Raw genomic sequence first — 24,693 nt, forward strand, 5'->3', positions numbered from 1 at the left:
AATGCCTAATATTAAATCTGCTATCAAGCGTGTTAAAACTAGCGAAGCTCGTAATGCTCAAAATACAATGGCAAAATCTGCAATGCGTACTGCTGTTAAAAAGGTAGAAGCTGCAGTTACTGTTAACGATGCTGCTGCTGCGAAAGAAGCTCTAGTTGCTGCTGCAAGCAACTTAGACAAAGCTGCTGCGAAAGGTTTAATCCACAAAAACGCTGCTGCCCGCAAAAAAGCACGTCTAATGACAAAAATCAATGCGCTATAATAATAAAAAAACGATTCCTATTTAAAGGAATCGTTTTTTTATTATTTTTTTAAACGGAACAAGAGCATTTCAATCAGCAATGATTTGTTCATCCCGCCTGTTTTCATTTTGTAATCCGCATCAGCCAGCAAGCCGATTAAATGTACTAACTCTTCGTCCGTAAATCCCGCTGCCTGCCCGAGGGCAAGCTTTACACGAAAGGGGTGGGTTTTAAGGGATCCGGCAATTTGCTGCTGCCCATACCCCCTGCGTGACAGTTCCTTCACCTGATAAATTAACCGAAATTGTCCGGCCAAGAGCGCCAGAATTTTTATCGGTTCTTCATTTTGCTTCAATAAATCGTAATAGATTCGTAATGCTTCATCAAGCCTTCGCTGAACTACCTTTTCAATTAATGTAAAAATATTTTGCTCGAGCGATTTTGCCGCTAATTTTTCGACGAGGCTGCGGTCGATTCTTTTTTCCTCGGCAGCATATAAAGCAAATTTTTCTAATTCACTGGAGATCATATACATGTTTGTCCCTACAAGAGTCAATAATCGTTCAATCGCATCATCGTCAATTTCGAACCCGCGGGACTTAACTTGATTTTTAACCCAGTTTTTTAATTCATGTTCATTTAATTTCTTCGCTTCCACGACTTCAGCTTTTCGTTTCAGCTCTTTAGTAATCTTTTTCCGCTCATCTAATTTTTCATACGGAGCCGAGAGAACCATCACCGTATAAGGTGCTGGCTGCTGTAAATAAGCTTCAAACCGTGGTAAATTATGATCCACTTTGGCTTTTGATTTTTCGGCAGTTAAAAAGGCCGGATTATGTAAAAAGATTACTTTTCTTTCTCCCAGAAATGGAAATGTTTCGGCGTCCTCTATAGCTGCTTCAATTGGTGTCTCCTCTAAATCATATACAGCAAAATTAAATTCCATTTCTTCTTCATTCAAAACCTGATTCAAGACCAGTGTTTTTGTTTCATTGATTAAGAAGGCTTCCGTTCCATATACTAAATATACAGGAGCTATTGAATTTTGTTTAATTTTCCGCCAAGCATCTAATACCATTGGCAAGCGTCCTCCTAACTTCACTCTATAATATCGTAATGAAGCACGGACAATTTGACAAGTTATAAATTCCTTCTGTAAAATTAAAAGGGAATTGACAGCTTCTCCAGAGTGCCAATTCCCGATCTATGATAAACGCCTGAGGGGCAGCCCTAGGAACTGCCATTAATCAGGCGGGACTCATTGCTTAGTAACCTTATTGTAGCCTTATCAAAGTCAAGCTATGATGACAACTCTTGACAGTAAAGGAAAACGTGTCAAAGGCAGGCTGGATTTTTTATAATAAATCGCTTATACTATAATGTGAAATAGGAGGGGTAGACTGTGAACGAATTTGAAAAAAATCCGCAAAGTGTACGTAACGATGCAATTGATTCTGGGGTTGGATTTGGCGTATCATTTGGTTTCTTCGCCATCATGTTTATTATTGCAACAGTCATTAAGCTAATCGGTTCTTAATGATTGGCTACATAGCTTTATCAAAGAGACTGCGTTAGAAACGGTCTCTTTTTCTTTGTTTTATACTATGGCAAATAGGTTGAAAAGGTTCCTTTACGATGATAAAAACGGTAGGTAACCGCCCCGTTCAAATCCGTTCTATAAATTTTTGTATGCTGCTGTTCCAGCTTCTTTAAAACCTCATTATGAGGGTGGCCAAAGCGATTTTTCTCCCCTGCCGAAATAAGGGCAATTTTAGGTTTTATTTGCCGGATAAAGCCGTCAGCACTGGATGTTTTACTGCCGTGATGACCCGCTTTCAAGACGTCAACAGTTAAATGAGGATAGGATTTTATGATTTTTTCTTCACCAGCTTGATCAAGATCCCCTCCAAGAAACCAGCTTAATCCTCCTAAATAGGCTACGATTGTGAGTGAGCCGCTGTTTCGTTCACCGGAATAATTCCGTTCCGGGTTTACAATGTAAAATTGGTTTTCACCCACACTCCATCGATCTCCTGCTGCTGATCTGATGACTGGAATACCCTTCTTATTTGCGGCAATTATAATTTCCCGCTCCGTTTCCGATGATTCAATGACTGCCGGGAGTATAATTTCTTTGACGTCTAGCGCTTCAATAATCGACAGCGATCCGCCAATATGGTCCATATCCCCATGCGTTAAGATTAATTTATCAATCCTCGTAATACCTTTTCCTTTTAAAAAAGGCACAACCGTATCTCTGCCTACCTCATAAGGTTTAATCCGTCTACGCCATTGTTCTTCGTGAAAACTCATGGTTCCGCCGGTATCAATAAGATAGTTGCCTTTATCATGCGGAAGGTGGATCAAAATACTATCCCCCTGCCCAACATCAATCATCGTTACTTCACCCACAGGGCTAAAGCGGCTGCATATGGGCTGGAAGGCAAATAAGACTATAATTGCCGTTAATAGGTGAATTTGTTTCCGCGGGTCCTTCAATTCCCAAAGATAAAATATGAAGAAAGTTATCCCTATATAAATAAACATCTCCCAACTGTTTGGCCTGCCAGGAATAAAGGAAAGAAAACGGAAATCAGAGAGGTGAGCAATCATTTCGTTTGATAAGTTGATTGTTTTTAAAAAAAATTGAATTATGATATGCGGTGATGTTCCGAATAATAGTTGAATAATAAACAGCAAATAAAGACCTGGAAGATAGATAAACGAAAAAAGCGGGATATATAACATATTTGCTAGAATCCCTATCAGTGAAAGTTCAAAAAAATGGTACAGTAAAAAAGGCAGCGCCGCTAGCTGTGCCGTAATCGAGGTAACCAGCATTTTTAAACCGTAGTCCTTATATCGCCCAAGTATATGCGGGGCAGCCAAAATAATCGCTCCGCTAACAGAGAATGAAAGCTGAAAGCCTGCGTCAAATAACACCGTTGGACTCACAAACAAATAAAGCATAAATGCCAGACTAATGGCATCGATTGGCATCAATTTTATATAAGCCTTGAATTTTATGGTCAGGAGCACAAGAAAAATCATTAAAGCTGCCCGAATAACCGACGGCGACGCTCCTGTTAGGACCACATAAACGGGCAGCAGTACGAGTAAGAGAACGGTCATATATTCCCTTGTCACACCAAAACGAATGCCTAGATAAAAAAACATGCCAATAAGCAAGGAGACATGCAGCCCCGATATGGCAAGCAAATGGACAATCCCAGTCTGTTGATAATCACCGAGCAAGTTTGGGTCAAGCATCGTCCGATCACCGAAAATTAACGCAGCGGATAGGGATGCAATATCTGCCGGAAAATGTTTTTCCAAAAAGCGGATGCCGGTATAGCGAAGCTGTTTTAACAAAGACAGGAAAGAAGGTTTTACTTTAGTACAATCCTGAAGCAGGCTCCTGTTCGCTTCAATGATCCAATAGATATTTCTATCGGCTAAATATTGACGATAATCAAAAGCATTGGGGTTTTTGGAAATTTTCGGTTTTTTCATGGTACCTGACACTCTGCACTGTCGTTGAAAGAAATTCTGCTGTATCAAATTCTCTTTTTCTAATTTTGATTTTATTGGGTAACGGATTAGCAGCTTTTCTTTGAAGGTTATGTCGATTGCTTCAATCTGCAGGAGGGCTCCATCGATTTTAGGAAGCTGTGTATATTCGAGGTTGAATGTGGACGTTGATTCTGGAATGATTGTTTTATTAAATAATTCGGCCCTATGACCTACACCTAAAAAGAGGATGAAAACTCCAATACTAACCACTAAGTGCACTTTTTTAAAACGTTTATATGTATAAAGGATGCAGAAATAAAAAATCGCCAATAATAGAAAAGGGAGAAACGTAACGAGGGCGGTCAAAACCCCTAATAGGGCGGCCAGCGCAAAATAAAGATACTTTCCATTCATAATTCTCTTCTCCATTTGGAAATTTAAAAAACCAAGGAACGCCGGATTTATACCGGCGTATATGATTTTATTACTGATTAATTTTCCGAAAATCAACCACAGGTTCAGTTAGTTCTACTTTTTCCACTTTGACATTTGCCTGTTCAAAAAGGTCAATTGCATATGGGTGATTCTTATAGTCCTCAGCATAATAAACCGTTTTAATACCAGCCTGAATAAGCGCCTTACAGCATTGCAGACAAGGAAAATGCGTTACATAAATTTCTGCGCCTTCCGATGGCACACCAAATTTGGCACATTGCAGGAGAGCATTCATTTCAGCGTGAATGGTTCTGACACAATGGTTATCGATAACATAACAGCCTTTATCAATACAATGGTCCCCGCCGGCAATCGAGCCGTTATAGCCGCCGGCTATAATCCGTTTATCTCTAACAATCGTCGCTCCAACAGTCAGGCGTGTACAAGTGCTTCTTAGTGCAAGCAAATGGCTTTGAGCCATAAAATATTGATCCCACGAAATCCGATTCATCTTTCTCCCACCCTTAGATTAATTTATCCTTTTCTAGTGTAATGTGGTTTATCCAATACGGTCAATGGAAACATTCAGCGGACATCTACAAGGTCTTTTAATTTTTCAAACGTTTTATCACCAATTCCGCTAATATTCTTTAAATCTTCAATCGTCTTAAAGCCGCCGCTTGTTTCGCGATAATCGATTATCGCCGCTGCCTTTGCCGGGCCAATCCCAGGAATGGTTTGCAGTTCTGCTGTGTCTGCCTTATTAAGATTTATCTTCCCCTGCTGATTCGAGGCTCCTCCATTTGTGATTTGGCCCCCGGCAGCTATCCCTGGGACTGCAAGACCATCCTCCCCTTTAGAGGGTATATAGATCACCATTTCATCCTGGACGTGTTCAGCAAAGTTCACTTGGGTTTGATCGGCTTTCGCAGTTAAACCTCCTGCCCGGCCGATGACATCAATCACCCGTTCGCCGGCACTTGCCTGATACACCCCTGGCCGTTTTACCTGGCCCTTGACATCAACCATGATGGTTTCAGGCTGTTTTATATCCTGCTTTTCTTGATCTGGTTTTTCCGACACTGCTTCTAATTTATTTTCCTGGGCGGCAGCTTGCAGAGACTGCTCCGGTGATGCACTGCTGTCGTTAAAATAATAAAACCCGCCAATTGTTAATAAGACGGCAGCAGCCACATAAAGCTTATGTTCAATTAACCATTCCTTCATCGGAATCCATCCTTTCTAAAGGTATATTTTACTAACGGGAATCATATGGTTATAAAAGAAACTGCTATGTGAAGGAGGGTGGAAATCATGAATACAGGTATCATCGGTACCGGTAATATGGGGAGAATCCTAGTGGAAGCTTTGCTGGATGGAAAGGCGATATCCCCTTCTTCAATGATGATCACAAATAGAACATTAGAAAAAGCGATGGTGCTGAAAGATAAATATAAAGAACTTAAAGTGGGAGCCAACGCAATTGAAGTTGCAGCAGAATCCGATTTAATTTTTATTTGTGTTAAACCGTTAGATGTATTTAAAATCATCGATGAGATTAATCCTTATTTAAACGAGGAAAAATGTCTTATATCGATCACAAGCCCAATCAGTACAAATCAAATTGAATCAAAAGTAACATGTTCTGTTGCCAGAGTAATTCCAAGTATAACGAACCGGGCATTAACCGGCATTTCCTTAATTACTTATGGTCAAAATTGCCAAATGCCATGGAAATTAAAAATTGAACAAATGATGGCAAATATTTCAACGCCGCTGTTAATCGATGAAAAAATAACCAGAGTTGCATCTGATATTGTCAGCTGCGGACCTGCCTTCTTCAGCTATTTGCTTCAACGCTTTATTACCGCAGCCGTTCAAAAAACTGATATTGATACTAAAACAGCAACTGCATTAGCAAGTGAAATGACTGTCGGTCTTGGCGAGTTATTAAAGCAAGGGCATTATACCCTTCCATCACTCCAGGAAAAAGTTTGCGTTAAAGGCGGTATCACCGGGGAAGGAATAAAAATATTGGAAGATGAACTTGGGGATGTGTTTGAACATTTATTCCAAGCAACCCATGAGAAGTTTAAAGAAGATCTAGAAAAAGTTGAAATGCAATTCTCTAACTCTAACCTATAATTCGACTTTTTCCGCTAAATTCCTGCATATAAAATATTAAAAAGCCATCTTTTTTTAAAGATGGCTTTATTTTTTCTGTGCTATATAAAAGATTCTTTCGGAATCTGCCTGAGGTGCGATGTGTTCGAAATCGGCGTTGATATCAAGCAGCTTAAAGCCCGCCTCATCAAGCCAAGCTGAATATTGCTCTGTTGGAAAGGTCCGCTGATAATGGAACTCTTCAATTCGGTCATATTTACCAGCATTTTCATCCAACACAAAAAAACTGAGCTCATGCTCTACACTATTCGGCTCTTCACCGGGGAAACTATTCCAAATATACGAAATCGGGTCATCATTTAATGCATAGGTTCGTTCAAGGAATACCTCGTTAACTTTATATAGCGAATGAACATCAAAAATGAATAACCCGCCCTGATTAAGGTGAACGGATACACGAGAAAAGGTGTCAACCACCTCCTGCTCGGACTTCAGGTAATTTAATGAGTCACAAAAAATGCCAGCCACATCAAATAACCCTAAACCTTCAAGTTCCGCCATGTCCTGCTGATAAAACGGAATGGCTAACCCTTCTGCATCCGCTTTTTTCTTGGCAACCATCAGCATATCTTCAGATAAATCGACTCCTGTGACTTGAAATCCTTCTTTTGCAAAACGGGCAGACAGTTCCCCAGTGCCGCAAGCTAAATCAAGGATCCGAAGCGGTTCAGTGCTTCTTGAGCCACTTAAGCTGCCGTAGTTTTCTAGTTTTTCTTTGACAAACCGGACCCACTCGTCATACGGGGCCTCACTCATCAGTTCGTCGTATAAATAAGCAAATTGTTCATAGCTCATGAATTTGACCCGCTAAGGACATCTACCCTCGGCGCATCGCCCCAAAGCCGTTCTAAATTATAATAAACCCTTTCATCGCGGTGGAAGACATGTGCCACCACGTCACCAATGTCAATTAACACCCAGCGCGCTTCATCAAAGCCTTCCATTCGTTTCACTTCAAAGCCATTCTCTTGTGCTTTTTCACGTATTTCCCGTGCAATTGCCTGAACCTGTTTATCAGAATTTCCGTGACAGATAATAAAATAATCGGCAATTAGAGAAATCCCCTGCATGTTAAGCGCTATTATATTTTCCGCGCGTTTGTCATCTGCAGCTTTTACGGTAAGATTAAGTAATTCTTGATTTGTCATTCATCAAGCCTCCTGATTTTTAATTAAATCATTATACGTATGAAATGTTTCCGGGTAGACCATTTGATTCTTTTTTAATAAAAATAAAATCGTATTTTGAATCGATTTAATCAATGCTTTGTCCAAGCTTTCCTTCGCCAGCTCCCGGACTTCGTCCACACCTGGGAAATGCCGGCCGGGCTCAATATAATCGGCTAAGTAAATAACCTTCTCGAGGATACTCATTCCCGGTCTTCCGGAAGTATGGCATCTAATGGCATCAAGAATTTCCCGGTCTGTTATCCCTGCCTCTGTTTCTGTTAAGTATGCCCCAACAGGTGCGTGCCAAAGCTCGGCATTATATTCTAACAGATCCTTTGGAAATCCTTGTTCATTAATGATTTGCTTCATTTCCTCTTTTGGCCGGAATTTTGCATAATCGTGAAAGATCGCAGCCAGCTCCGCCTTCTTTTCATCAGCACCGTAACGGCCTGCTAAAGAAATTGCCGTTTCCATGACGCCTAAGGTATGCTGATAACGGTGTTCGGTTAATTGTTCTTTAACAAGTTTTAATGCTTTTTCACGTTCCATATAACTGGTTCTCCTTAATATAAGAGATGACATCCTCCGGCAGAAGATATTTTACCGTCTTTCCGTCCTTAAACCTGTCTCTGATCATACTTGACGATACATCAATAGCAGGTACATCTACATATAACACCGGATAATCCGTTTGATGGCTATAGGACGGCCGTTTAACCCCAACAAATTGCACAAGCTTCAAGAGCTCATCAATTTGATGCCAATTTGGTAAATATTCAATCATATCCGCACCGATAATAAAAAAGAATTGATGATCCTTATAAGTCTCATTTAGCAATTTCATTGTGTCGATGGTATAGGAAGGTCCTTCCCTCTCAAGTTCAATCAGCTGCATACGGAAAGATGGATTGCCTCTAATTGCACGCTCCAGCATTTTGACGCGGTCCTGATCCTTCACCGAATCCGGCTTCTTTTTATGCGGCGGCTCATGATTAGGCATAAACCATATTTCATCAAGTTCCAGACTTTCCAGAACTACATTAGCAATCAATAGATGTCCGATATGCGGCGGATTAAAGGTACCGCCCAAAATCCCGACTTTCTTCATCCAAGACTCCCCTTTATGGAAGAGTAATTTGTTTATTCTCGACCGATTCCTTGTAAAGAACAATAGTATTCCCGATAATTTGAGCAATCTCTGCCCCGGTCCCGGCAGCTAGTTCTTCAGCAACAACGGTTTTATCTTCTTCACAGTTTTGCAGAACACTTACCTTTAATAGTTCCCGCGCTTCAAGAGCATCGGCAATTTGTTTAACCATATTTTCATTTACGCCGCCTTTACCGACTTGAAAAATTGGATCCAAGTGGTGGGCTTTTGAACGTAAAAATCTTTTTTGTTTACCTGTTAACATGTAGACCTCCTAGTTGTTTCAGTACATTTTCCCTCATTCTTTCTACATCAGGGAAAATTCCTGTCCATTTTTCAAATGCAAGGGCCCCCTGATAGACAAACATATCTATACCGTTTTGAACGTTAGCCCCCCTGTTGCTGGCATCTTGTAAAAGTTTTGTTTCTAAGGGATTGTAAATAATATCACACACATGAGAATGTTTCTTAATATTGCTTAAATCCAGCGGCTGATCGGCAATTTTTGGCGCCATTCCAATTGATGTCGTTTGTACAACTAAATCGTATTCCCCTAGTTTTCTACCTGCCTCATCTAATGTACAAGCTTCGGATTTTACGGAATATGGACAATCATCAATCAGACTCTGTGCTTTTGCCACTGTGCGGTTAGCAATATCAATTGCGTCCGGCTTTTCCATTGCTAAGGTAAAATAGATAGCCCTTGCCGCACCGCCAGCACCGATCAATAAAATTTTTTTGCTGGCTGCACCAGACATAAACGCTTGCAGTCCTTTTAAAAAACCGGGCCCATCCGTATTATACCCCTTTAGCCTTCCATTTTCATTGACCACCGTATTAACCGCCCCAATGCTTGCCGCTAATTCATCCACTTCATCAAGCAGCGGGATGATAGCTGTTTTATGAGGTACCGTCACATTAAATCCGCCAATGCCAATCGCTTTAAACCCATCTACTGCATCTTTAAGGTCTTCACTTTTTATTTGAAAAGGAAGATAGCTGGCATCAATTTGATAAAATGAAAATAAATCATTATGCATAATTGGAGACATCGAGTGTCCAATTGGGTTCCCGATTACCGCATATAGTTTCTTCATCCATTCTCCCATCCCATATTCAACTTAAATTAAAGATTTTCGTAAAACCGTTTCCACGCCCTTAGGCACATAAGCAGCTACTTTTACCCCAGGTTCATTCACCGTGACCCAGCCGAGTCCTGAAAAGACAATATCTGTTTTAGCTTCCCTAATGACATATTCCTGTTTAACCAGCTCAGGAAACGACTCCACTTGCTCAGGTCTTGGCGGCGCCAGCAATTCCCCTAGATGATTTTCATAAAGCTCAACGGCTTTTTCTGTTTTCGTCCGGTGGATTGTCAATTCATTGGCTAAATAACAAACAAAAGACCGTTTCTCATCGCCGCCGATGTAATCAAACCGAGCCAATCCGCCGAAAAATAATGTCTGGCCTTCATTTAATTGATATACCTTTGGCTTAATTTCTTTTTTCGGGGTAATCAATTTTAAATCCCGCTTGTCAACGTAATGAGCCATTTGATGGTGATTAATGATTCCCGGAGTATCGATCAACGCTTTACCATCATCAAGCGGGATTCGAATCATATCCAATGTCGTTCCAGGAAAATGTGAAGTGGTAATCACATCGCCTTCACCCGTTACTTCCTTGATTATTCGATTGATAAAGGTAGATTTCCCTACATTTGTACATCCTACCACATAGACATCCTTGCCGTTTCGCAGCTTATCAATGGCTGCCGCCGTTTCCTTCATCATCCAGCCTTTTCCGGCGCTCACCAAAAAGATTTCCTCCGGCCTTAAGCCAAGCTCTCTGGCCTCCTGCTTCATCCAGTGAATCAGCTTATTATGCTTGACGGACTTCGGTAAGAGATCCACCTTATTGCCTACAAGAACAACTTTGTTGTTTCCGGCAAAACGATGGATGCCCGGAAGCCAGCTGCCATTAAAATCAAAAATATCGACAACCATTACAATCAGCGCATCCGTCTGGCCGATTCCATTTAAAATTTTTAAAAAATCATCATCAGTTAAGTTTACGTCCTGAATCTCATTATAATGCTTTAGGCGATAACAGCGCTGGCAGATGATTGTTTCTTTCTCTAAAGCGGAGACAGGCGCGTAGCCGATCATTTCCGGGTTTTCGGTCTGAACCGTTACTCCGCAGCCGATACAAATTTGTTGTTTTGGGTCACTCACTGATTAATCCTCCCACTGTAACATGCCTTTTTTTCGGAACCAATTCATAATTCTTCGTTCCACAAAGCGGTTAAATTTTGTTGCTAAGCCATCAGTCTGGGCAACCGGCACCACAAGAATCGTTTGAAAGCCGCTGCGATTCCCGCCAAGTACATCGGTTAGTAATTGGTCGCCGATCACGACGGTCTCTTCTTTTTTAATTCCCATTTGTCTTGAAGCCTGATTAAATGCCCTTGACATCGGCTTCCTAGCCCGAAATATAAAAGGGATTTTCAGAGGGTCCGCAAACGCCTTCACCCTTTGTTCATTATTATTAGAAACGATGGTAACTAAAATATCGTGCTTTTTTATCTCTTCGAACCATTGGACAAGCTGAGGAGTGGCACTTGGACGATCCCACTCCACGAGCGTATTGTCCAAATCTGTAATAATCCCCTTAATCCCCCTTGCTTTTAATTGTTCGGGTGATATTTCAAGAACGCTTTTAAAATGTTCATTCGGCAAAAATTGTTTTAACACTAAGTTAACACCCCATTAAATAAAATCAAACTTTCCGCTTTCCTTGTACCATTCTAACCAATTATAACCTTCGTTTCAAAGAATATATGCTTTTCTTATTGTTTATCAAAACATTACAATACATGAGGTTTGTCCAAATAAAAACGTGCAACGAGAAGTGTTTTTCACAGTAATGTGACGTATTTTGGAAAGTTACAAAAAAGTTTTCGACAAATTTCTCCATTTTTACCTTCTGTGGATAAAGTTATTAACATTATACCCATTGAATCAACCACTTTTCCTCACCTTATAAACAAATTAACCACAAGTTATCCACCTGTATTTGTGGACAACTAGAACGATTGTTCTAAAGGAATAAATTTGGTAGATTAAGGGTACACCTATTGAACATACTATTCTATGAATCCTTTACGGCAAATAGAACTTTAAATTTCATAATTGGAGGTGGAGCCTGACATGCGCAAACTGTCGGATGAATTATTAATCGAATCTTACTATAAAGCAAAGGAATTAGACTTAAGTGAAGATTTTATTAATCTTATTGAAATGGAGATCCGCCGTCGTTCCTTATACCATAAAATTAAATTATCTTCCTAAACCGCCCTTTAAAGGGCTATTTTTTTGTCAAATTTAATAACGGCGCAAATTCGCGCCGTTTATTTATTTTCATGGAGAACCCCAATTTTTTCTCCTACTCTTATTTCCTTTGGAGTTCCAATGGATGAATCAACTTGAAAAATCCCTTTTTCAAATAATAATACAACGGTGGACCCAAAAGTGAAATAGGCTATCTCACCGCCCTTTTTCAACTCCGAACCTTTATATGTAGTCTCAATGGAATTGACAAACATAGCACCGACCTTGACAACTGCTACATGGCCGGCAGCTGTTTTCACTTCTGTAATCACCCTGTAGTTCTTTGCAAGTGTGCGGACTCCATATCTTAACCCCCATTTATTGACAGGAAACGATTTGGTTCCAAGCGTCCACTGCTTAGTAACCGTGCCGTCGACAGGGCTATGGATTCGATGATAATGGCTTGGACTTAAATATAGGATCATATATGTTCCATTAAGATACTTCGTTAAAACATCCCTGTCTCCAAGCATTTCACCAATCGAGTATGTCTTTCCTTTTACAAAAATATCACTTGTCTCTGTAATTGCCCCAATATCCTCGATGACAGCATCAACTGGACTGACAACGGCGTTCGCATCTAGATTTATTGGTCTTGTATCTTTTTTTAACTGTCTAACAAATAAATCATGCAAAGTCGGATAATCCCGTAAGGCTTTCTCCATCTCCTTCTGATTTAAATGGTAGACTTTTGCGAAAGAAGGAACTAAAACACGGCTGATTGGCGAGCGGGCAAACCTTTTTAAAATGGCAGAGGACCACCTGCCATTTGTTAATTCAATTAGCATTCGATAAAACAACTGAAGCATGAAAAGACCCCCAAAAAGTGTAAAAATACTCTTTACGAATAGACATAAAAACATTACAATTAAATAATATAGAATAAACTGCCAAAAAGAAATCACTAACTTGAAAGGGGTGGTAAGTAAAAGTGTTTTTATTCGATGTACTTGACCAGACCATAAAGAAACTGAAATCTCAAACCGCCAATGTCATGACACTTACCAATTTATCGCTAGGCGGTTTTGCTATTGTGTTTGCCTTAGATGGCAATTTACGATTAAGCTTGCTCCTCATTTTTATCGCTGCATTGGCCGACCGGTTTGATGGGATGATCGCCCGGAAATTTAATATCGAATCCGAGCTCGGCAAACAATTGGATTCCATGAGTGATATTATATCATTTGGAGTAGCCCCAGCACTATTACTATATCAAGGAATTTTGCACGAATTTGGCGGACCGGGTTCATTTTTCACTGTTTTCTACATCGGCTGCGGGGCATTTAGGTTAGCAAGATTTAATATTACCGAAAGCAACGGCTATTTTACAGGACTGCCCATCACCGCTGCAGGGTGTCTTGCCACATTAAGTTATTTAGCCATTCCTTATCTGCCATCTCAAACGTTCTTATTTACTATTATGATCCTATCCTTCCTCATGGTAAGTACTTTTAAGCTTAAAAAGGTATAAATTCACCATATCATTTAATAAATTATTATAAAAGACTTACTCAAAGCATTTTGCCGAGTGAGTCTTTTTTTTCATTTTGCGGAGACGGCCAAATAAAATTTTTTGGACAGACACAATTTAACGTTTTTCTCATAGGAATTAATAATAGGCTATAGTCCAAAGTTTCGGGGGGGATATGGATGTCTGGAATCTTAACGGCTCTTGGTTATCTAATGAAGGAATTTTTATTTCTTGTATCTTATGTAAAGAACAACGCCTTTCCTCAACCCCTATCCGCTGCAGAAGAACGTAAATATTTACGGTTAATGGCAGAAGGGGACCCGCATGCACGCAATATGCTGATTGAACATAATTTACGCCTGGTGGCACATATTGTCAAAAAGTTTGAAAATACCGGAGAGGATTCTGAGGATCTGATCTCCATTGGAACCATCGGCCTGATTAAAGCGATTGAAAGCTATTCAGAGGGGAAAGGAACGAAACTCGCCACATACGCCGCACGCTGTATAGAAAATGAAATTTTAATGCATTTACGTGCTTTAAAGAAGACAAAAAAAGATGTCTCCCTGCATGATCCAATTGGCCAGGATAAAGAAGGAAATGAGATTTCATTAATCGATGTTTTAAAATCAGAATCAGAGGATGTAATTGATACGATTCAGCTTAATATGGAGCTTGAAAAAATCAAAAAATATATTGAGGTTTTAGATAGTCGTGAAAAGGAAGTTATTATAGGCCGTTTTGGTCTTGATTTGCAAAAAGAAAAAACACAGCGGGAGATTGCCAAAGAGCTTGGCATATCAAGGAGTTATGTATCCAGGATTGAAAAGCGGGCCCTAATGAAAATGTTCCATGAATTTTACCGAGCGGAAAAAGAGCGCAAAAAGAAAAACTAAGCTAATGGTATAAAAAAAGAGCGGGAGAATTAATCCCGCTCATTTTTACCGTTTAGAAGGAGGCTGACCCATTTATTCCCGCCATCCGTTGTTTCATATAAATCATTCTTATATGTGGCAAATGCCACTTGCTTTTGATTTTTCGGATTAACTGCTAAATAGGTAATGGGATTATCATAATCCAAAAATGGAAAGTTCAGCGTTGTTTGTTTACCAGTTACCGGGTTTAATGTTTTTAACATAATCTTTTCATTTTCCACACTTGAATACAACAGCGAATCACCAAGGAATGTCACTGCTGTTACCATTAATGGCTCAGTAACAAGCTTCATCGAATCCCCGCTGTCGCTTGAATAATAAATACCCGACCTGGTTGCCATTGCTAAAACATTGCCATTTTTCGGATGAACAGCCATCATGCCAAACGAATCCGCTTTAAAACCATTAAGGGTACTTTCCCTCCAGCTCTTACCGTTATCCAGCGAGTAATTCACTCCCAAGCTTAGCGGCTCAACTGGCTTCTCGTTTATTACATATAGGCTGGTTCCATAAAAGCCTGCTGCAATAAAGTGAAAGTTTGCTTTTTCATAAAAGGCGAGCTTTTCTAAACTCTTTCCTTTATCATTGCTTTTCACAATCCCCAGCGGACCTTTATATTCTGTCCCCTTTTCCGGCTTCCCGCTTGCCAGAAATCCTGATTCAACAGCCTGAAACCCCATATATTGATGACGGTTGGCGTTGGATTCTAACCATTTTCCGGCACGGTTAATTTTTATGCCGCTATTAGAAGCGATATAAAGACCTTGATCATTCCCCGGGTAACCAATTCCAAAAATACGGCTTACCTTTAGTGACTTAGCTTCCACAATTTCATACGGAATCGAGGTCTGCCCTTTATTTTCCTTACTTGTTCTTGTCTCCTGTCCATTCTTATTAGAACAGCCTGCGGCAACTATTAAAATAATGGTTAAAAAACTAAAAAGTGCTTTTCTTTTCACTAGTTCTCCCTCCGGAAATCCTTATCCTTCCACTTATACCGCAGGATTATGACCAATGTCAAATTATATGGACTAATTCCCCAATCTTCCGCTTATGCCTATTCAAATGGATAAATAACTACATATCTTAGTAAAAAAAGGCGAGAGGGGGTTTTTGTATGACTTATGGTTATCCGTATCCTTCCTTCGGTTCCCCAGCTTATGGGTATTCCCCATATGGCGGACGCAGAGGCTGGGGCGGGATATGGATTGCAGTGATCATCGTTCTATTTATCCTGTTAGTAATTTTCGGGGCATGGTGGTGGTATGCATCATTTTACTAACATACTCGAAAAGCTTATGCCAGTTCGCATAAGCTTTTTTATAATTCAGGTATTAGATTTTTTGGAAAATTACAGATAAAATAGTATTGTACATATTTTAGAAGGAGGAGTTTTTATGACAGCGGTTACATACTCAGATATTTGGGATCTTGATGTGTTTTTTAAAGGCGGCAGCGACTCTAGTGATTTCAAAAACCATCTAAAGCATACGGAAGAATCAATAAAACAATTTGATCTAAGAGTGAATGATTGGACTCCTCAAAATTCACCGGAAGACAGCAAGTACCTTAAGGAACTGCTGGAATACTTCGAGGCGGCAGCCAAAAAGCTGCGTCAGGCAGGCGCTTTTATCAGCTGCTTACAGGCGCAAAATACCGCGGATCAAAACGCGTACACGCTGGATGCATTAGTTACTAGTTTAAGAGCATCATTTAATACAGCAATCGGTGCATTTGAAAACCTGTTAACCACGATTACAGACGAGGGATGGGAACAAATTCTAGCCGACGAAAAATTGAAAAACCTTTCGTTTGTATTAACCGAGCGCCGTGAGCGGGCCAAGGAAATGCTTTCAAAAGAAGAAGAAGCAATCATTAATTCTCTTGAAGTTGACGGTTACCACAGCTGGGGGCAGCTGTACGATCTCATCGTCAGCAAAATAAAAGTTCCTTTTATCGAAAATGGAAAAGAGCAGAAGCTTTCTGTAGGCCAGGCGTTTAATAAATTCTCAAGCCCTGATCGGGAGGTCCGTGCGGCTATTTTTAAAAACTGGGAACAAGCTTGGGGTGAACAAGCTGACTTCTTAGGGAAAACATTAAATCATTTATCCGGTTTTCGATTAACCGTATATGACAAAAGAGGCTGGGAAAATGTGCTTGCGGAGCCGCTTAAAATCAACCGAATGAAACAGGAAACGCTTGAAACAATGTGGGCTGTGATTTCAGAGAATAAGCAAAAGCTAGTTGACTATTTAGAACGTAAGGCAAAGCTTTTAGGGTTAAAGAAATTAAGCTGGTTTGATTTAGATGCTCCATACGGTAATACCGAATCAAAGATGTCCTATCAAGAAGGAGCCGAATTTATTGAACAAAACTTTGCCAAATTCGGTGAAAAAATGGCGGCTTTTGCAAAGAAAGCATTTGAAGACCAATGGATCGAAGCTGCTGACCGACCAGGGAAGGCTCCTGGGGGCTTCTGTACCTTCTTCCCTGAAAGTGAACAATCAAGGATTTTCATGACTTACTCTGGAACACCGTCGAATGTGTCAACCCTTGCCCACGAGCTTGGACATGGTTTTCACACCTATTCAATGAGGGGCGTTCACCATTTAAATCGGATGTATGCAATGAATGTGGCCGAAACAGCATCAACATTTGCAGAGATGATTGTCGCCGATGCCTCTGTTAAAAACGCCAAGAATGAGGTAGAGAAACTCGTACTGCTTGATGATAAAATTCAAAGGACAGTGGCACTGCTCATGAATATACATGCCCGCTTCCTGTTCGAGACACGTTTCTACGAAGAAAGAAAGCTAGGTCCAGTATCAGTGGAAAGTTTAAATGAATTAATGCTTCAAGCACAAAAAGATGCCTATTGCAATGCCTTAGAGGAGTATCATCCGCTGTTCTGGGCTTCGAAGCTGCATTTCTTTATTACGGGCGTACCATTCTATAACTTCCCATATACTTTTGGCTATTTGTTCTCTCTTGGGATTTACGCGCAGGCGCTTGAAGAAGGAAAAGGATATGAAGAAAAGTATATTGCTTTATTAAGAGATACGGCCTCAATGACCGTAGAGGACCTTGCACAAAAGCATCTGCAGGTAAATTTAACACAAAAGGATTTCTGGCAAAAAGCTGTTGGCATCTGTCTAGATGATATTGATGAATTCTTAACACTTACTGAAGGTTAAGTGTTAATGGGGAAGGGCTTCCTTCCCCTTTTCATATTATCTGCTAATAATCAGCACAGAAGATACAACACTGGCGGTTTTCTTATCGTTTTGAAATAGGTCGGCAACGAGATAAGCTGTGCGTCTTCCAATTCTTTCGACCTTTGCCTCCACAATTACATCTCCCTTCATTACAGGGCGATGATATGTTGTATGTAAATCAATAGAAGTGAAGGTTTGTTCCTTATTAATTTTGGAAGCAACCGCATACGCCATCATAATATCAGCTGCGGAAGCAACAAAACCGCCCATGGCAACTCCAAGACCATTGATAAACTTTTCATCCACCCGCCAAATTCCCCGCGCAATTCCATCATGTGCATCTGTTACTTCAATTTGTAAAGTCTCATCACAGTTTGGAGGCTTTACACCCTTTGTTACAACATCCATTAGATCAAATCCATTTATGATATCACCCATTTGTTACCCCCCTAAATAAAACGCTCTTTACAGCGATGTAAATTGACGCAGATGTTCCTCCATTAATGCCCTGGCGTCATTCATCATTCCATCTAATAATTCTTTAACAGTGGGAATATCTTCAATTAATCCTGCAACTTGGCCGCTGTTCATAAATCCGTTTTCCTCATCACCATGGATAGCGCCATTTATATGATGATCCTCCGATGTCATTAGAGAGTATTTTTCCACGGTCAGCCCTTGGTGCTCCAAATCAATAATTTGTTTTGCATATGATGATTTTAATACCCGGCGTACTTGACCGACTGAACGCCCTAAAATAACGGTTTCATTATCGTCTGCTTCTAGCAGTCTAGTTTTATAGGCTGAATGAAACGGCGCATCCTTAGTAGCTATTAATCTAGTGCCAAGCTGTACACCCGCCGCGCCTAACATCAAGGCAGCTGCTAATCCCCTGCCATCACCTATTCCGCCGGCAGCAAGAACCGGAATAGACACCTGTCTTGAGATTTGCGGAATCAGTGTAAACGTGGTCAGCTCAAGGTTGGAATTAATCCCCGCAGCTTCGAATCCTTCTGCTACAAGGATATCCGCCCCTGCCTCCTCTGCCTTTTTGGCATGTTTAACGGCAGCAACAATGACAATTACCTTAATATGATGCTCATGCAAAAGCTTAATATATGGTGCGGGATTTCCTGCAGATAGCGATACAACCGGAATTTTATGTTTAATCACCAGTTGAATTAATTCTTCTGTGTATGGGCTTACATTAATCGGTATATTAACCGCAAAGGGCTTGTCTGTTTTTTCCTTTGTTTCAACAATAATCGCTTCTACCTGCTCCGGAGTCATCGTTCCGCTTCCAAGCGTTCCAAGCCCGCCGGCATTTGATACAGCCGCTGTCAGCTGGGCATTGCTGATGTTACCCATCCCGCCTTGGATAATCGGATATTTGATAGAAAGCAATTCATGGACATAGCTCATTTGTATTTCCTCCCTTACAGGACTGGGTACTAGTGCCATTCATAAAAAGCAGCCATTCATTCAAAAGAAAGAAAAGCTGCTTGATGATTACTGGACAATAAATGGATGGTAGTTCGCATCATAGGATTCATCTTTTTTGTCAATATCATTGTCCTTTTTAAAAATACTTTCAAAAAAGCGGCTGGCTGGTTCTGCAAGAATCCGATAATATTGGTTAAATAACGACGCAGCCAGGGTTCCGTTCCAGTTTTCCGGCAATAGTTCTTTCGGAAGGCCGGGATCGATAAACAGAAATTTCCGATATTCATGAACGAGCTTTGTCCGCTCCACGAAACATTCAGCATCGGACATTTCCCCGCGATTGATAATATCCTGATTGGCAATAAACTGTTTGCTGTATTTAATAATAAATTCTTCGTATTTATCAACAACTTCATTTAACTGCCAGCTTTTTTCCACAAGATTTTGATTATCCTTCGGACCAATATACTCGGAAACAAAATAATCAACATATTCACTAATATCGTATTTTTCAATCAAGAGCTTCATTTCTTTCTCGAGGTTATTGGGTGAAATCCAGCAGGCGTTGGAAAAGCTGCCGAAACCGCTCCACAATAATTCCTGCCTAAGCTCATCACGAATTTGTCTTTTCTCTTCCGGAATGGTATACATTAAAATTCGCCATTTGCCATCCCATTCATTTGGATTCAGCTTGAAGATCCGTTTTCCCGCTTCCTCAATCCGGCTTACCCCAAGCTTTGTCAAATAATAATAACTGCGATTTTCTTTCTTTTCTGACTGCAGCCAGCCTTGCTTTAACATCCGTGAGACTGCGACTCGAACAGCCTGTTCATTATGGCCAAATTCCTTTAGCAAACGAATTAAACTGCCAATCCAAATTCTGTTTCCATAATGATGAATATAGTCTCCATATATGGTAAAAATCATCGAACGAGTATTTTCAGCCATGATTTCCACCTCCATTCCCCTATGTATTACATTATAAATACGGACGTTATATAATTATAAGGTTTATTTTAAAAAAAACAATCTATTTTCCTTTAAATTGGGGTGCCCTCTTCTCACTGAATGCCCGCAAAGCTTCAACACGGTCCTCTGTCGGTATTGTAAGTTCATAGGCCTTTGCTTCAATTTCCAAACCAGTCTGCAGGTCCGTATTGATTCCCCGTGTAATCGCATATTTCGCCTGCCTGATAGCAACCGGCCCATTTTTCATGATGTTTACCGCAAATTCCTGACAGGAAGACAGCAGTTCACCTCTTGGTACAACCTTTAAAACAATCCCTAAATCACGTGCCTCTTCAGCAGTTATTTTTTTCGCTGTGAAAATTAACTCCTTTGCCTTCGTTTCACCAACTAAGCGCGGCAGACGCTGAGTACCGCCTGCACCCGGAATAATCGCCCAGCTTGTTTCTGTCAGCCCCATTGAAACACCTTCCACAGCAATGGTGAAGTCACATGACAACAGCCATTCAAAGCCTCCTCCAAGGGCATAGCCATTAACAGCGGCAATCGTAGGCTGGGGGAGCTGTGCAATGCTGTTAAACACATCACGAATCGCTTTCACATTTCTTCTTACTTCTGTTTCATTCAATGTTTTTCTTTCTTTTAAATCGGCTCCGGCACTAAATGCCTTTTCCCCGGCTCCTGTGAAAATAACGACATGGACATCCGGGTTTAAAGAAATATCAGTAACAACCTCTTGAAGTTCATGCAATGTATCATAATTAAAGCAATTCAGTACTTCAGGACGGTTGACCGTTACATAACCAATATGATTTTCTACATGGAATAACACGTTTTCCATAACTTAAATCAGCTCCCATATTTATTAAAAAGCCCTTAAATAGCAGGCTATATAAGGGCATCTAAATTAATCATTGATATTTTCTACAATTGCTGCAATTCCTTGACCGACTCCAATACACATCGTAGCAAGGCCATATTGTACATTCTGTTTCTTCATCTCATGGACAAGCGTTGTTAAAATTCTTGCCCCGCTCGCTCCAAGAGGATGTCCAAATGCGATTGCACCGCCGTTTACGTTGACTTTTTCCTGGTCAAGCTCAAGCTGTTTTATACACTCAATCGATTGTGATGCAAAGGCTTCGTTTAATTCAATTATGCCGATTTTCTCAATTGATAGATTCGCTCTGTTCAATGCTTTTCTAGTCGCGTAAATCGGACCAAGCCCCATCACCGAGGGTTCCAGGCCGGCAACAGCACCAACGACATATTTTGCCAGTGGTTTTAAGCCAAGCTCCTTCGCCTTTTCAGCACTCATCAAGAGTAGCGCGGAGGCGCCGTCATTTACCCCTGAAGCATTGCCGGCAGTAACCGTACCGCCTTCAAAAATTGGTCTTAATTTTGCCAGTTTTTCTAATGAAGTGTCCGGACGCGGGTGCTCGTCCTGTGTCACAACTACCTCATTTCCTTTGCGATCTTTAAAGGAGACAGGAACAATTTCATCGGCAAAACGTTCATTTTCCATCGCCTTTTTTGCGCGCTGCTGACTTTTGAACGCGAATTGATCTTGTTCTTCACGTGAAATGGCATAACGCTGTGCGACATTCTCAGCTGTTTGCGGCATCGATTCCGCCCCGTACATTTCTTCCAATTTCTTATTCGTAAAACGCCAGCCAATTGTCGTATCCTGAAGCTCCATAGAGCCTCTTGGGAATTCGGCATCGGGTTTGGCCATAACAAGCGGTGCCCGCGTCATGCTCTCCGTGCCGCCAGCAATATAAATATCACCTTCGCCGATTGCAATCGCTCTCGCTGCATAAATAACCGCATCCAGACCTGAGCCGCAAAGCCGGTTAATCGTAGTGCCGCCCACGGTGATAGGAAGTCCGGCAAGCAAGGCGGACATTCTTGCAACATTTCGATTATCCTCCCCTGCTTGATTGGCATTGCCAAACACAACATCTTCAATTTGATCGGCAGGCAGATTAGGATTTCTGTCTAATAAGGCTTTGATGACGATTGCCCCTAGGTCATCGGGGCGGACAGTCTTTAATGCACCTTTGTACTTGCCAATCGGTGTTCGAACCGCATCTACAATGACAACTTCTTTCATTTTTTCACCAACTCTTCTTTTTTGCTATAATCGTAAACGCCCTTACCCACTTTGCGACCTAATCTTCCTGCCCGCACATATTGCTCCAATAACGGTGCCGGACGATATTTCTCGCCTAGTTTCTCGTGCAAATATCGTAAATTATTTAAACGTGCGTCAAGTCCAACAAGATCTACCAGTTCGAACGGACCCATTGGATAATTTAACCCTAGCTTAATGGCCTTATCGATATCTTCTGGTGTCCCAAGGCCCTCTTGCAGCATATAAAATGCTTCATTTCCGACAAGACAGCTGATCCGGCTGGTTACAAAACCAGGGAATTCATTAATGACCACTGTTTCTTTTCCCATTTTCACTGCCACATTTTTAATTGTTTCAGCGGTTTCATCACTTGTTTCCAACCCTCGTACAATTTCCACTAACGGCATTTTATGGACTGGATTAAAGAAATGCATCGCAATGGTCCTGTCAGCCCGTTTTCCATAAGAGGCAATTTCTGTTGGGCTCATTGTCGAAGTATTTGTTGCAAACAAGCAATGCTCCGGTGCATGCTCTTCCATTGTTTCAAATACCTGCTTCTTAATTTCTGCCTTTTCCGGTACTGCTTCAATAATCAAATCTGCCGCCGAGCAAGCCTTAGACAGATCGCTTACATATGATAAATTGGCTTTCCCCTGCTGTTCCTGTTCAATGGAAAGCTTCCCTCTTTCAAGACCTTTAGCAAAAATAGAATCCAATTCGTTTTTGGCACTCGCTAACGCTTTTTCATTTACATCTACCAATGAAACGGAAAATCCGCCAACTGCACTAACATAAGCAATTCCGCGTCCCATTACACCAGAACCTACAACAACAATATTTTGCATTCCAGATCTCCCCTTTTCCTATTCCTAAATAAAGAAGTACGAATGAGAAAGTTATGTCTCATTCGTACAGTTAGGTTTTTAAACTCCTAGTGGATTTAATGGACGACTTCCATAATAAGAGATAATACTCTTTGTTTCAGTATAGAGATCCAGTGTTTCGATACATAGTTCACGACCAAAACCAGATTGCTTATATCCGCCGAATGGTGTTCCAGGGAAAGCGGAGAATGGACAGTTCACCATTACGATACCTGCTTGGATTTGGTTGGCAACGCGGGTTGCACGAGCACCATCTTTCGACCAAACCGCAGAACCTAAGCCAAATTCTGTATCATTGGCAAGACGAATCGCTTCTTTTTCATCCTTAAACTTCATGACTACAACCACCGGGCCAAAAATTTCTTCTTTAACAACAGTCATATTGTGATCAACATCAGCAATGACGGTTGGCTCATACCAGAAGCCGCCTTCGTAGCCTTCCACTTTAGCAGGCTTTCCTCCCGCTAAGATGGTCGCTCCTTCATCAATAGCTGATTTCACATAGCCATCAATGACATCTAGTTGTCCTTGGTCGATAATAGCACCTACATGCGTTCCTTTGTCGAACGGATTACCTAATACAAGCTTTTTCGTTTTCTCAACAAATTTAGTTACAAATTCATCGTAAATGTCTTCATGTACATACAAACGAGAACGAGCTTCACAAGATTGACCTGTGTTGTAGAAAATTCCAAATAAAGAGCCATCAACTGCCGCATCAATGTCTGCATCTTCAAATACTAGATTTGGAGATTTTCCGCCAAGTTCAAGTGTTACACGCTTTAATGTATCAGATGCTTTTTTCATAATATCTTTTCCGATCGGAGTAGAACCAGTGAAAGCAACCTTATCTACCTTTGGATGTTCAACAAGATAGTTTCCAACCTCTGAGCCAGATCCTGGAACAATATTAACCACTCCTGCAGGAACGCCCGCTTCTAAACAGATTTCCCCTAGAATAATAGCGGTTAAAGGAGTTAAGCTCGCTGGTTTCACAATAACAGAGCAGCCGACCGCGATTGCAGGGGCAATTTTCCAAGCCGCCATCATCATTGGATAGTTCCATGGGATGATTTGTGCACATACCCCGACAGGCTCTTTTTCTGTGTAATTATGGAATTGACCAGGCATGTTATTGACAACTCCGCGGTGGCCGACAATGGCACCCGCGTAAAATTCAAAATCCTCAATTGCCTGCGATACCTGTCCTTGAGCCGCAGCTAAGGATTTTCCAGTATCTAAAATTTCTAATTCAACAAGCTCATTAAAACGAGAACGCATAATTGCAGCAATCTTATTTAATACTTGTGAACGGCGGCCAACTGGATATTTACGCCATTTCCCATGATCAAATGCCTCGCGGGCAGCTAGTACTGCCTTTTCAGCATCTTCCTGGCTTGCTTTTGCCACTTCGGCAATTAATTCTCCAGTTGCAGGATTATATGTTTTAATGGTTTGACCATTTGAACTTGTTGTTTTTTCACCATTAATGATTAAGTGATAAAAGTCTCTTTTTAATGTAACTGCTTCGTTAGTTTGTACTGTAGACATTTCGTTGACCTCCTG

At 40.9% G+C, this 24,693-nt stretch carries 28 protein-coding genes and 1 pseudogene; 8 read left to right on the forward strand and 21 right to left on the reverse strand.

The features are described from left to right. Nucleotide 1: 1 nt before the first annotated feature. Nucleotides 2–262: a 30S ribosomal protein S20 gene (gene rpsT, locus A6749_RS04305; protein WP_066385648.1), complete on the forward strand. Its 261-nt coding sequence runs from the start codon at nucleotides 2–4 to the stop codon at nucleotides 260–262. A gap of 41 nt (nucleotides 263–303) precedes the next feature. Here the strand turns inward: rpsT and holA are convergent, their stop codons facing one another. Continuing rightward, a complete protein-coding gene (holA, locus tag A6749_RS04310) occupies nucleotides 304–1,320 on the reverse strand; it encodes a DNA polymerase III subunit delta (protein WP_066385652.1) in 1,017 nt (338 codons plus the stop codon). Nucleotides 1,321–1,644: 324 nt separating this feature from the next. Between holA and A6749_RS04315 the strand changes: the two genes are divergently transcribed. Beyond that, a complete protein-coding gene (locus A6749_RS04315; RefSeq protein ID WP_066385656.1) occupies nucleotides 1,645–1,779 on the forward strand; it encodes a YqzM family protein in 135 nt (44 codons plus the stop codon). A 65-nt stretch (nucleotides 1,780–1,844) separates the two neighbouring features. On the opposite strand, the gene A6749_RS04320 is transcribed toward A6749_RS04315, so the two are convergent. The 3 genes and pseudogenes from A6749_RS04320 to A6749_RS04330 all read right to left on the reverse strand — a co-directional run bounded on the left by A6749_RS04320 (nucleotide 1,845) and on the right by A6749_RS04330 (nucleotide 5,417). After that, on the reverse strand, nucleotides 1,845–4,169 hold the full coding sequence (locus A6749_RS04320; RefSeq protein WP_066400788.1) for a DNA internalization-related competence protein ComEC/Rec2: 2,325 nt from the start codon (nucleotides 4,167–4,169) through the stop codon (nucleotides 1,845–1,847). Nucleotides 4,170–4,254: 85 nt separating this feature from the next. Further along, nucleotides 4,255–4,701 (reverse strand): annotated as a pseudogene (locus A6749_RS04325) (ComE operon protein 2); the annotation flags it as partial. A 74-nt stretch (nucleotides 4,702–4,775) separates the two neighbouring features. Beyond that, on the reverse strand, nucleotides 4,776–5,417 hold the full coding sequence (locus tag A6749_RS04330; protein WP_066385661.1) for a helix-hairpin-helix domain-containing protein: 642 nt from the start codon (nucleotides 5,415–5,417) through the stop codon (nucleotides 4,776–4,778). Between the two features lie 87 nt (nucleotides 5,418–5,504). Between A6749_RS04330 and comER the strand changes: the two genes are divergently transcribed. Beyond that, nucleotides 5,505–6,335 (forward strand): late competence protein ComER, encoded by an 831-nt coding sequence (comER, locus tag A6749_RS04335; protein WP_066385664.1) that lies wholly within the window; start codon nucleotides 5,505–5,507, stop codon nucleotides 6,333–6,335. Between the two features lie 66 nt (nucleotides 6,336–6,401). Here the strand turns inward: comER and A6749_RS04340 are convergent, their stop codons facing one another. The 8 genes from A6749_RS04340 to A6749_RS04375 are packed head-to-tail and all read right to left on the reverse strand — an operon-like array spanning nucleotide 6,402 to nucleotide 11,443. Beyond that, the gene (locus A6749_RS04340; protein WP_066385665.1) at nucleotides 6,402–7,169 is read right to left on the reverse strand and encodes a class I SAM-dependent DNA methyltransferase; all 768 of its coding nucleotides are present in this window, start codon (nucleotides 7,167–7,169) and stop codon (nucleotides 6,402–6,404) included. Then, the gene (rsfS, locus tag A6749_RS04345) at nucleotides 7,166–7,522 is read right to left on the reverse strand and encodes a ribosome silencing factor (protein ID WP_066385666.1); all 357 of its coding nucleotides are present in this window, start codon (nucleotides 7,520–7,522) and stop codon (nucleotides 7,166–7,168) included. The genes A6749_RS04340 and rsfS overlap by 4 nt, the downstream gene beginning before the upstream one ends. A gap of 3 nt (nucleotides 7,523–7,525) precedes the next feature. Further along, nucleotides 7,526–8,092, reverse strand: a complete 567-nt coding sequence (gene yqeK, locus A6749_RS04350; protein WP_066385667.1) for a bis(5'-nucleosyl)-tetraphosphatase (symmetrical) YqeK — start codon at nucleotides 8,090–8,092, stop codon at nucleotides 7,526–7,528. Continuing rightward, nucleotides 8,082–8,651 (reverse strand): nicotinate-nucleotide adenylyltransferase, encoded by a 570-nt coding sequence (locus tag A6749_RS04355; protein ID WP_066385669.1) that lies wholly within the window; start codon nucleotides 8,649–8,651, stop codon nucleotides 8,082–8,084. Before A6749_RS04355 ends, yqeK begins: the two co-directional genes overlap by 11 nt. A 13-nt stretch (nucleotides 8,652–8,664) precedes the next feature. Then, nucleotides 8,665–8,955: a ribosome assembly RNA-binding protein YhbY gene (gene yhbY, locus A6749_RS04360; RefSeq protein WP_066385671.1), complete on the reverse strand. Its 291-nt coding sequence runs from the start codon at nucleotides 8,953–8,955 to the stop codon at nucleotides 8,665–8,667. After that, the gene (aroE, locus tag A6749_RS04365; protein WP_066385673.1) at nucleotides 8,942–9,787 is read right to left on the reverse strand and encodes a shikimate dehydrogenase; all 846 of its coding nucleotides are present in this window, start codon (nucleotides 9,785–9,787) and stop codon (nucleotides 8,942–8,944) included. Before aroE ends, yhbY begins: the two co-directional genes overlap by 14 nt. A 24-nt stretch (nucleotides 9,788–9,811) precedes the next feature. Further along, complete coding sequence (gene yqeH / locus A6749_RS04370; protein ID WP_066385677.1) at nucleotides 9,812–10,924, reverse strand: ribosome biogenesis GTPase YqeH; 1,113 nt, start codon at nucleotides 10,922–10,924, stop codon at nucleotides 9,812–9,814. 3 nt (nucleotides 10,925–10,927) lie between these two features. Next, the gene (locus A6749_RS04375) at nucleotides 10,928–11,443 is read right to left on the reverse strand and encodes a YqeG family HAD IIIA-type phosphatase (protein WP_066385680.1); all 516 of its coding nucleotides are present in this window, start codon (nucleotides 11,441–11,443) and stop codon (nucleotides 10,928–10,930) included. Between the two features lie 456 nt (nucleotides 11,444–11,899). Here A6749_RS04375 and sda point away from each other — a divergent pair, with 456 nt between their 5' ends. Then, entirely contained in the window at nucleotides 11,900–12,040 is a 141-nt protein-coding gene (gene sda / locus A6749_RS04380) for a sporulation histidine kinase inhibitor Sda (RefSeq protein WP_066385683.1), read from the forward strand. Between the two features lie 59 nt (nucleotides 12,041–12,099). Here the strand turns inward: sda and A6749_RS04385 are convergent, their stop codons facing one another. Then, nucleotides 12,100–12,888, reverse strand: coding sequence for a phosphatidylserine decarboxylase (locus A6749_RS04385; protein ID WP_066385685.1), 789 nt, complete (start codon nucleotides 12,886–12,888; stop codon nucleotides 12,100–12,102). A 122-nt stretch (nucleotides 12,889–13,010) separates the two neighbouring features. On the opposite strand from A6749_RS04385, the gene pssA reads away from it, so the two are divergent. Continuing rightward, complete coding sequence (gene pssA, locus A6749_RS04390) at nucleotides 13,011–13,550, forward strand: CDP-diacylglycerol--serine O-phosphatidyltransferase (protein ID WP_066385687.1); 540 nt, start codon at nucleotides 13,011–13,013, stop codon at nucleotides 13,548–13,550. A gap of 179 nt (nucleotides 13,551–13,729) precedes the next feature. Beyond that, nucleotides 13,730–14,446 (forward strand): RNA polymerase sporulation sigma factor SigK, encoded by a 717-nt coding sequence (sigK, locus tag A6749_RS04395; RefSeq protein ID WP_066385690.1) that lies wholly within the window; start codon nucleotides 13,730–13,732, stop codon nucleotides 14,444–14,446. A gap of 29 nt (nucleotides 14,447–14,475) precedes the next feature. On the opposite strand, the gene A6749_RS04400 is transcribed toward sigK, so the two are convergent. After that, nucleotides 14,476–15,444, reverse strand: a complete 969-nt coding sequence (locus tag A6749_RS04400) for a F510_1955 family glycosylhydrolase (RefSeq protein ID WP_084797629.1) — start codon at nucleotides 15,442–15,444, stop codon at nucleotides 14,476–14,478. A 158-nt stretch (nucleotides 15,445–15,602) separates the two neighbouring features. On the opposite strand from A6749_RS04400, the gene A6749_RS28565 reads away from it, so the two are divergent. Both A6749_RS28565 and A6749_RS04405 read left to right on the forward strand, forming a co-directional pair. Further along, nucleotides 15,603–15,767, forward strand: a complete 165-nt coding sequence (locus A6749_RS28565) for a hypothetical protein (protein WP_164745682.1) — start codon at nucleotides 15,603–15,605, stop codon at nucleotides 15,765–15,767. Between the two features lie 115 nt (nucleotides 15,768–15,882). Then, nucleotides 15,883–17,679: a M3 family oligoendopeptidase gene (locus tag A6749_RS04405; RefSeq protein WP_066385693.1), complete on the forward strand. Its 1,797-nt coding sequence runs from the start codon at nucleotides 15,883–15,885 to the stop codon at nucleotides 17,677–17,679. Between the two features lie 36 nt (nucleotides 17,680–17,715). On the opposite strand, the gene A6749_RS04410 is transcribed toward A6749_RS04405, so the two are convergent. The 7 genes from A6749_RS04410 to A6749_RS04440 all read right to left on the reverse strand — a co-directional run bounded on the left by A6749_RS04410 (nucleotide 17,716) and on the right by A6749_RS04440 (nucleotide 24,678). Continuing rightward, nucleotides 17,716–18,138 (reverse strand): PaaI family thioesterase, encoded by a 423-nt coding sequence (locus A6749_RS04410; protein ID WP_066385695.1) that lies wholly within the window; start codon nucleotides 18,136–18,138, stop codon nucleotides 17,716–17,718. A 27-nt stretch (nucleotides 18,139–18,165) separates the two neighbouring features. Beyond that, a complete protein-coding gene (locus A6749_RS04415) occupies nucleotides 18,166–19,122 on the reverse strand; it encodes an NAD(P)H-dependent flavin oxidoreductase (protein WP_066385697.1) in 957 nt (318 codons plus the stop codon). Between the two features lie 87 nt (nucleotides 19,123–19,209). Continuing rightward, nucleotides 19,210–20,091 carry a phenylacetic acid degradation operon negative regulatory protein PaaX gene (gene paaX, locus A6749_RS04420; protein ID WP_066385699.1) on the reverse strand — a complete coding sequence of 294 codons (882 nt, stop codon included), beginning with the start codon at nucleotides 20,089–20,091 and terminating at the stop codon, nucleotides 19,210–19,212. Nucleotides 20,092–20,173: 82 nt separating this feature from the next. After that, on the reverse strand, nucleotides 20,174–20,950 hold the full coding sequence (locus A6749_RS04425) for an enoyl-CoA hydratase-related protein (protein ID WP_066385701.1): 777 nt from the start codon (nucleotides 20,948–20,950) through the stop codon (nucleotides 20,174–20,176). A gap of 66 nt (nucleotides 20,951–21,016) precedes the next feature. Next, a complete protein-coding gene (locus tag A6749_RS04430; RefSeq protein WP_066385704.1) occupies nucleotides 21,017–22,222 on the reverse strand; it encodes an acetyl-CoA C-acyltransferase in 1,206 nt (401 codons plus the stop codon). Continuing rightward, nucleotides 22,219–23,088: a 3-hydroxyacyl-CoA dehydrogenase gene (locus A6749_RS04435; RefSeq protein WP_066385706.1), complete on the reverse strand. Its 870-nt coding sequence runs from the start codon at nucleotides 23,086–23,088 to the stop codon at nucleotides 22,219–22,221. Before A6749_RS04435 ends, A6749_RS04430 begins: the two co-directional genes overlap by 4 nt. 78 nt (nucleotides 23,089–23,166) lie before the next feature. Beyond that, nucleotides 23,167–24,678 carry an aldehyde dehydrogenase family protein gene (locus A6749_RS04440; RefSeq protein WP_066385708.1) on the reverse strand — a complete coding sequence of 504 codons (1,512 nt, stop codon included), beginning with the start codon at nucleotides 24,676–24,678 and terminating at the stop codon, nucleotides 23,167–23,169. Nucleotides 24,679–24,693: the final 15 nt, after the last annotated feature.

Source organism: Neobacillus mesonae (assembly GCF_001636315.1).
Lineage (GTDB): Bacteria > Bacillota > Bacilli > Bacillales > Cytobacillaceae > Neobacillus > Neobacillus mesonae.

Coding starts and splice junctions, on each gene's coding strand:
- rpsT (WP_066385648.1), top strand. CDS start 2: ATGCCTAATATTAAATCTGCTATCAAGCGTGTTAAAACTAGCGAAGCT.
- holA (WP_066385652.1), bottom strand. CDS start 1,320: ATGGTATTAGATGCTTGGCGGAAAATTAAACAAAATTCAATAGCTCCT.
- A6749_RS04320 (WP_066400788.1), bottom strand. CDS start 4,169: ATGAATGGAAAGTATCTTTATTTTGCGCTGGCCGCCCTATTAGGGGTT.
- A6749_RS04330 (WP_066385661.1), bottom strand. CDS start 5,417: ATGAAGGAATGGTTAATTGAACATAAGCTTTATGTGGCTGCTGCCGTC.
- comER (WP_066385664.1), top strand. CDS start 5,505: ATGAATACAGGTATCATCGGTACCGGTAATATGGGGAGAATCCTAGTG.
- A6749_RS04340 (WP_066385665.1), bottom strand. CDS start 7,169: ATGAGCTATGAACAATTTGCTTATTTATACGACGAACTGATGAGTGAG.
- rsfS (WP_066385666.1), bottom strand. CDS start 7,522: ATGACAAATCAAGAATTACTTAATCTTACCGTAAAAGCTGCAGATGAC.
- yqeK (WP_066385667.1), bottom strand. CDS start 8,092: ATGGAACGTGAAAAAGCATTAAAACTTGTTAAAGAACAATTAACCGAA.
- A6749_RS04355 (WP_066385669.1), bottom strand. CDS start 8,651: ATGAAGAAAGTCGGGATTTTGGGCGGTACCTTTAATCCGCCGCATATC.
- yhbY (WP_066385671.1), bottom strand. CDS start 8,955: ATGTTAACAGGTAAACAAAAAAGATTTTTACGTTCAAAAGCCCACCAC.
- aroE (WP_066385673.1), bottom strand. CDS start 9,787: ATGAAGAAACTATATGCGGTAATCGGGAACCCAATTGGACACTCGATG.
- sda (WP_066385683.1), top strand. CDS start 11,900: ATGCGCAAACTGTCGGATGAATTATTAATCGAATCTTACTATAAAGCA.
- A6749_RS04385 (WP_066385685.1), bottom strand. CDS start 12,888: ATGCTTCAGTTGTTTTATCGAATGCTAATTGAATTAACAAATGGCAGG.
- sigK (WP_066385690.1), top strand. CDS start 13,730: ATGTCTGGAATCTTAACGGCTCTTGGTTATCTAATGAAGGAATTTTTA.
- A6749_RS28565 (WP_164745682.1), top strand. CDS start 15,603: ATGACTTATGGTTATCCGTATCCTTCCTTCGGTTCCCCAGCTTATGGG.
- A6749_RS04405 (WP_066385693.1), top strand. CDS start 15,883: ATGACAGCGGTTACATACTCAGATATTTGGGATCTTGATGTGTTTTTT.
- A6749_RS04410 (WP_066385695.1), bottom strand. CDS start 18,138: ATGGGTGATATCATAAATGGATTTGATCTAATGGATGTTGTAACAAAG.
- A6749_RS04415 (WP_066385697.1), bottom strand. CDS start 19,122: ATGAGCTATGTCCATGAATTGCTTTCTATCAAATATCCGATTATCCAA.
- paaX (WP_066385699.1), bottom strand. CDS start 20,091: ATGGCTGAAAATACTCGTTCGATGATTTTTACCATATATGGAGACTAT.
- A6749_RS04425 (WP_066385701.1), bottom strand. CDS start 20,950: ATGGAAAACGTGTTATTCCATGTAGAAAATCATATTGGTTATGTAACG.
- A6749_RS04430 (WP_066385704.1), bottom strand. CDS start 22,222: ATGAAAGAAGTTGTCATTGTAGATGCGGTTCGAACACCGATTGGCAAG.
- A6749_RS04435 (WP_066385706.1), bottom strand. CDS start 23,088: ATGCAAAATATTGTTGTTGTAGGTTCTGGTGTAATGGGACGCGGAATT.
- A6749_RS04440 (WP_066385708.1), bottom strand. CDS start 24,678: ATGTCTACAGTACAAACTAACGAAGCAGTTACATTAAAAAGAGACTTT.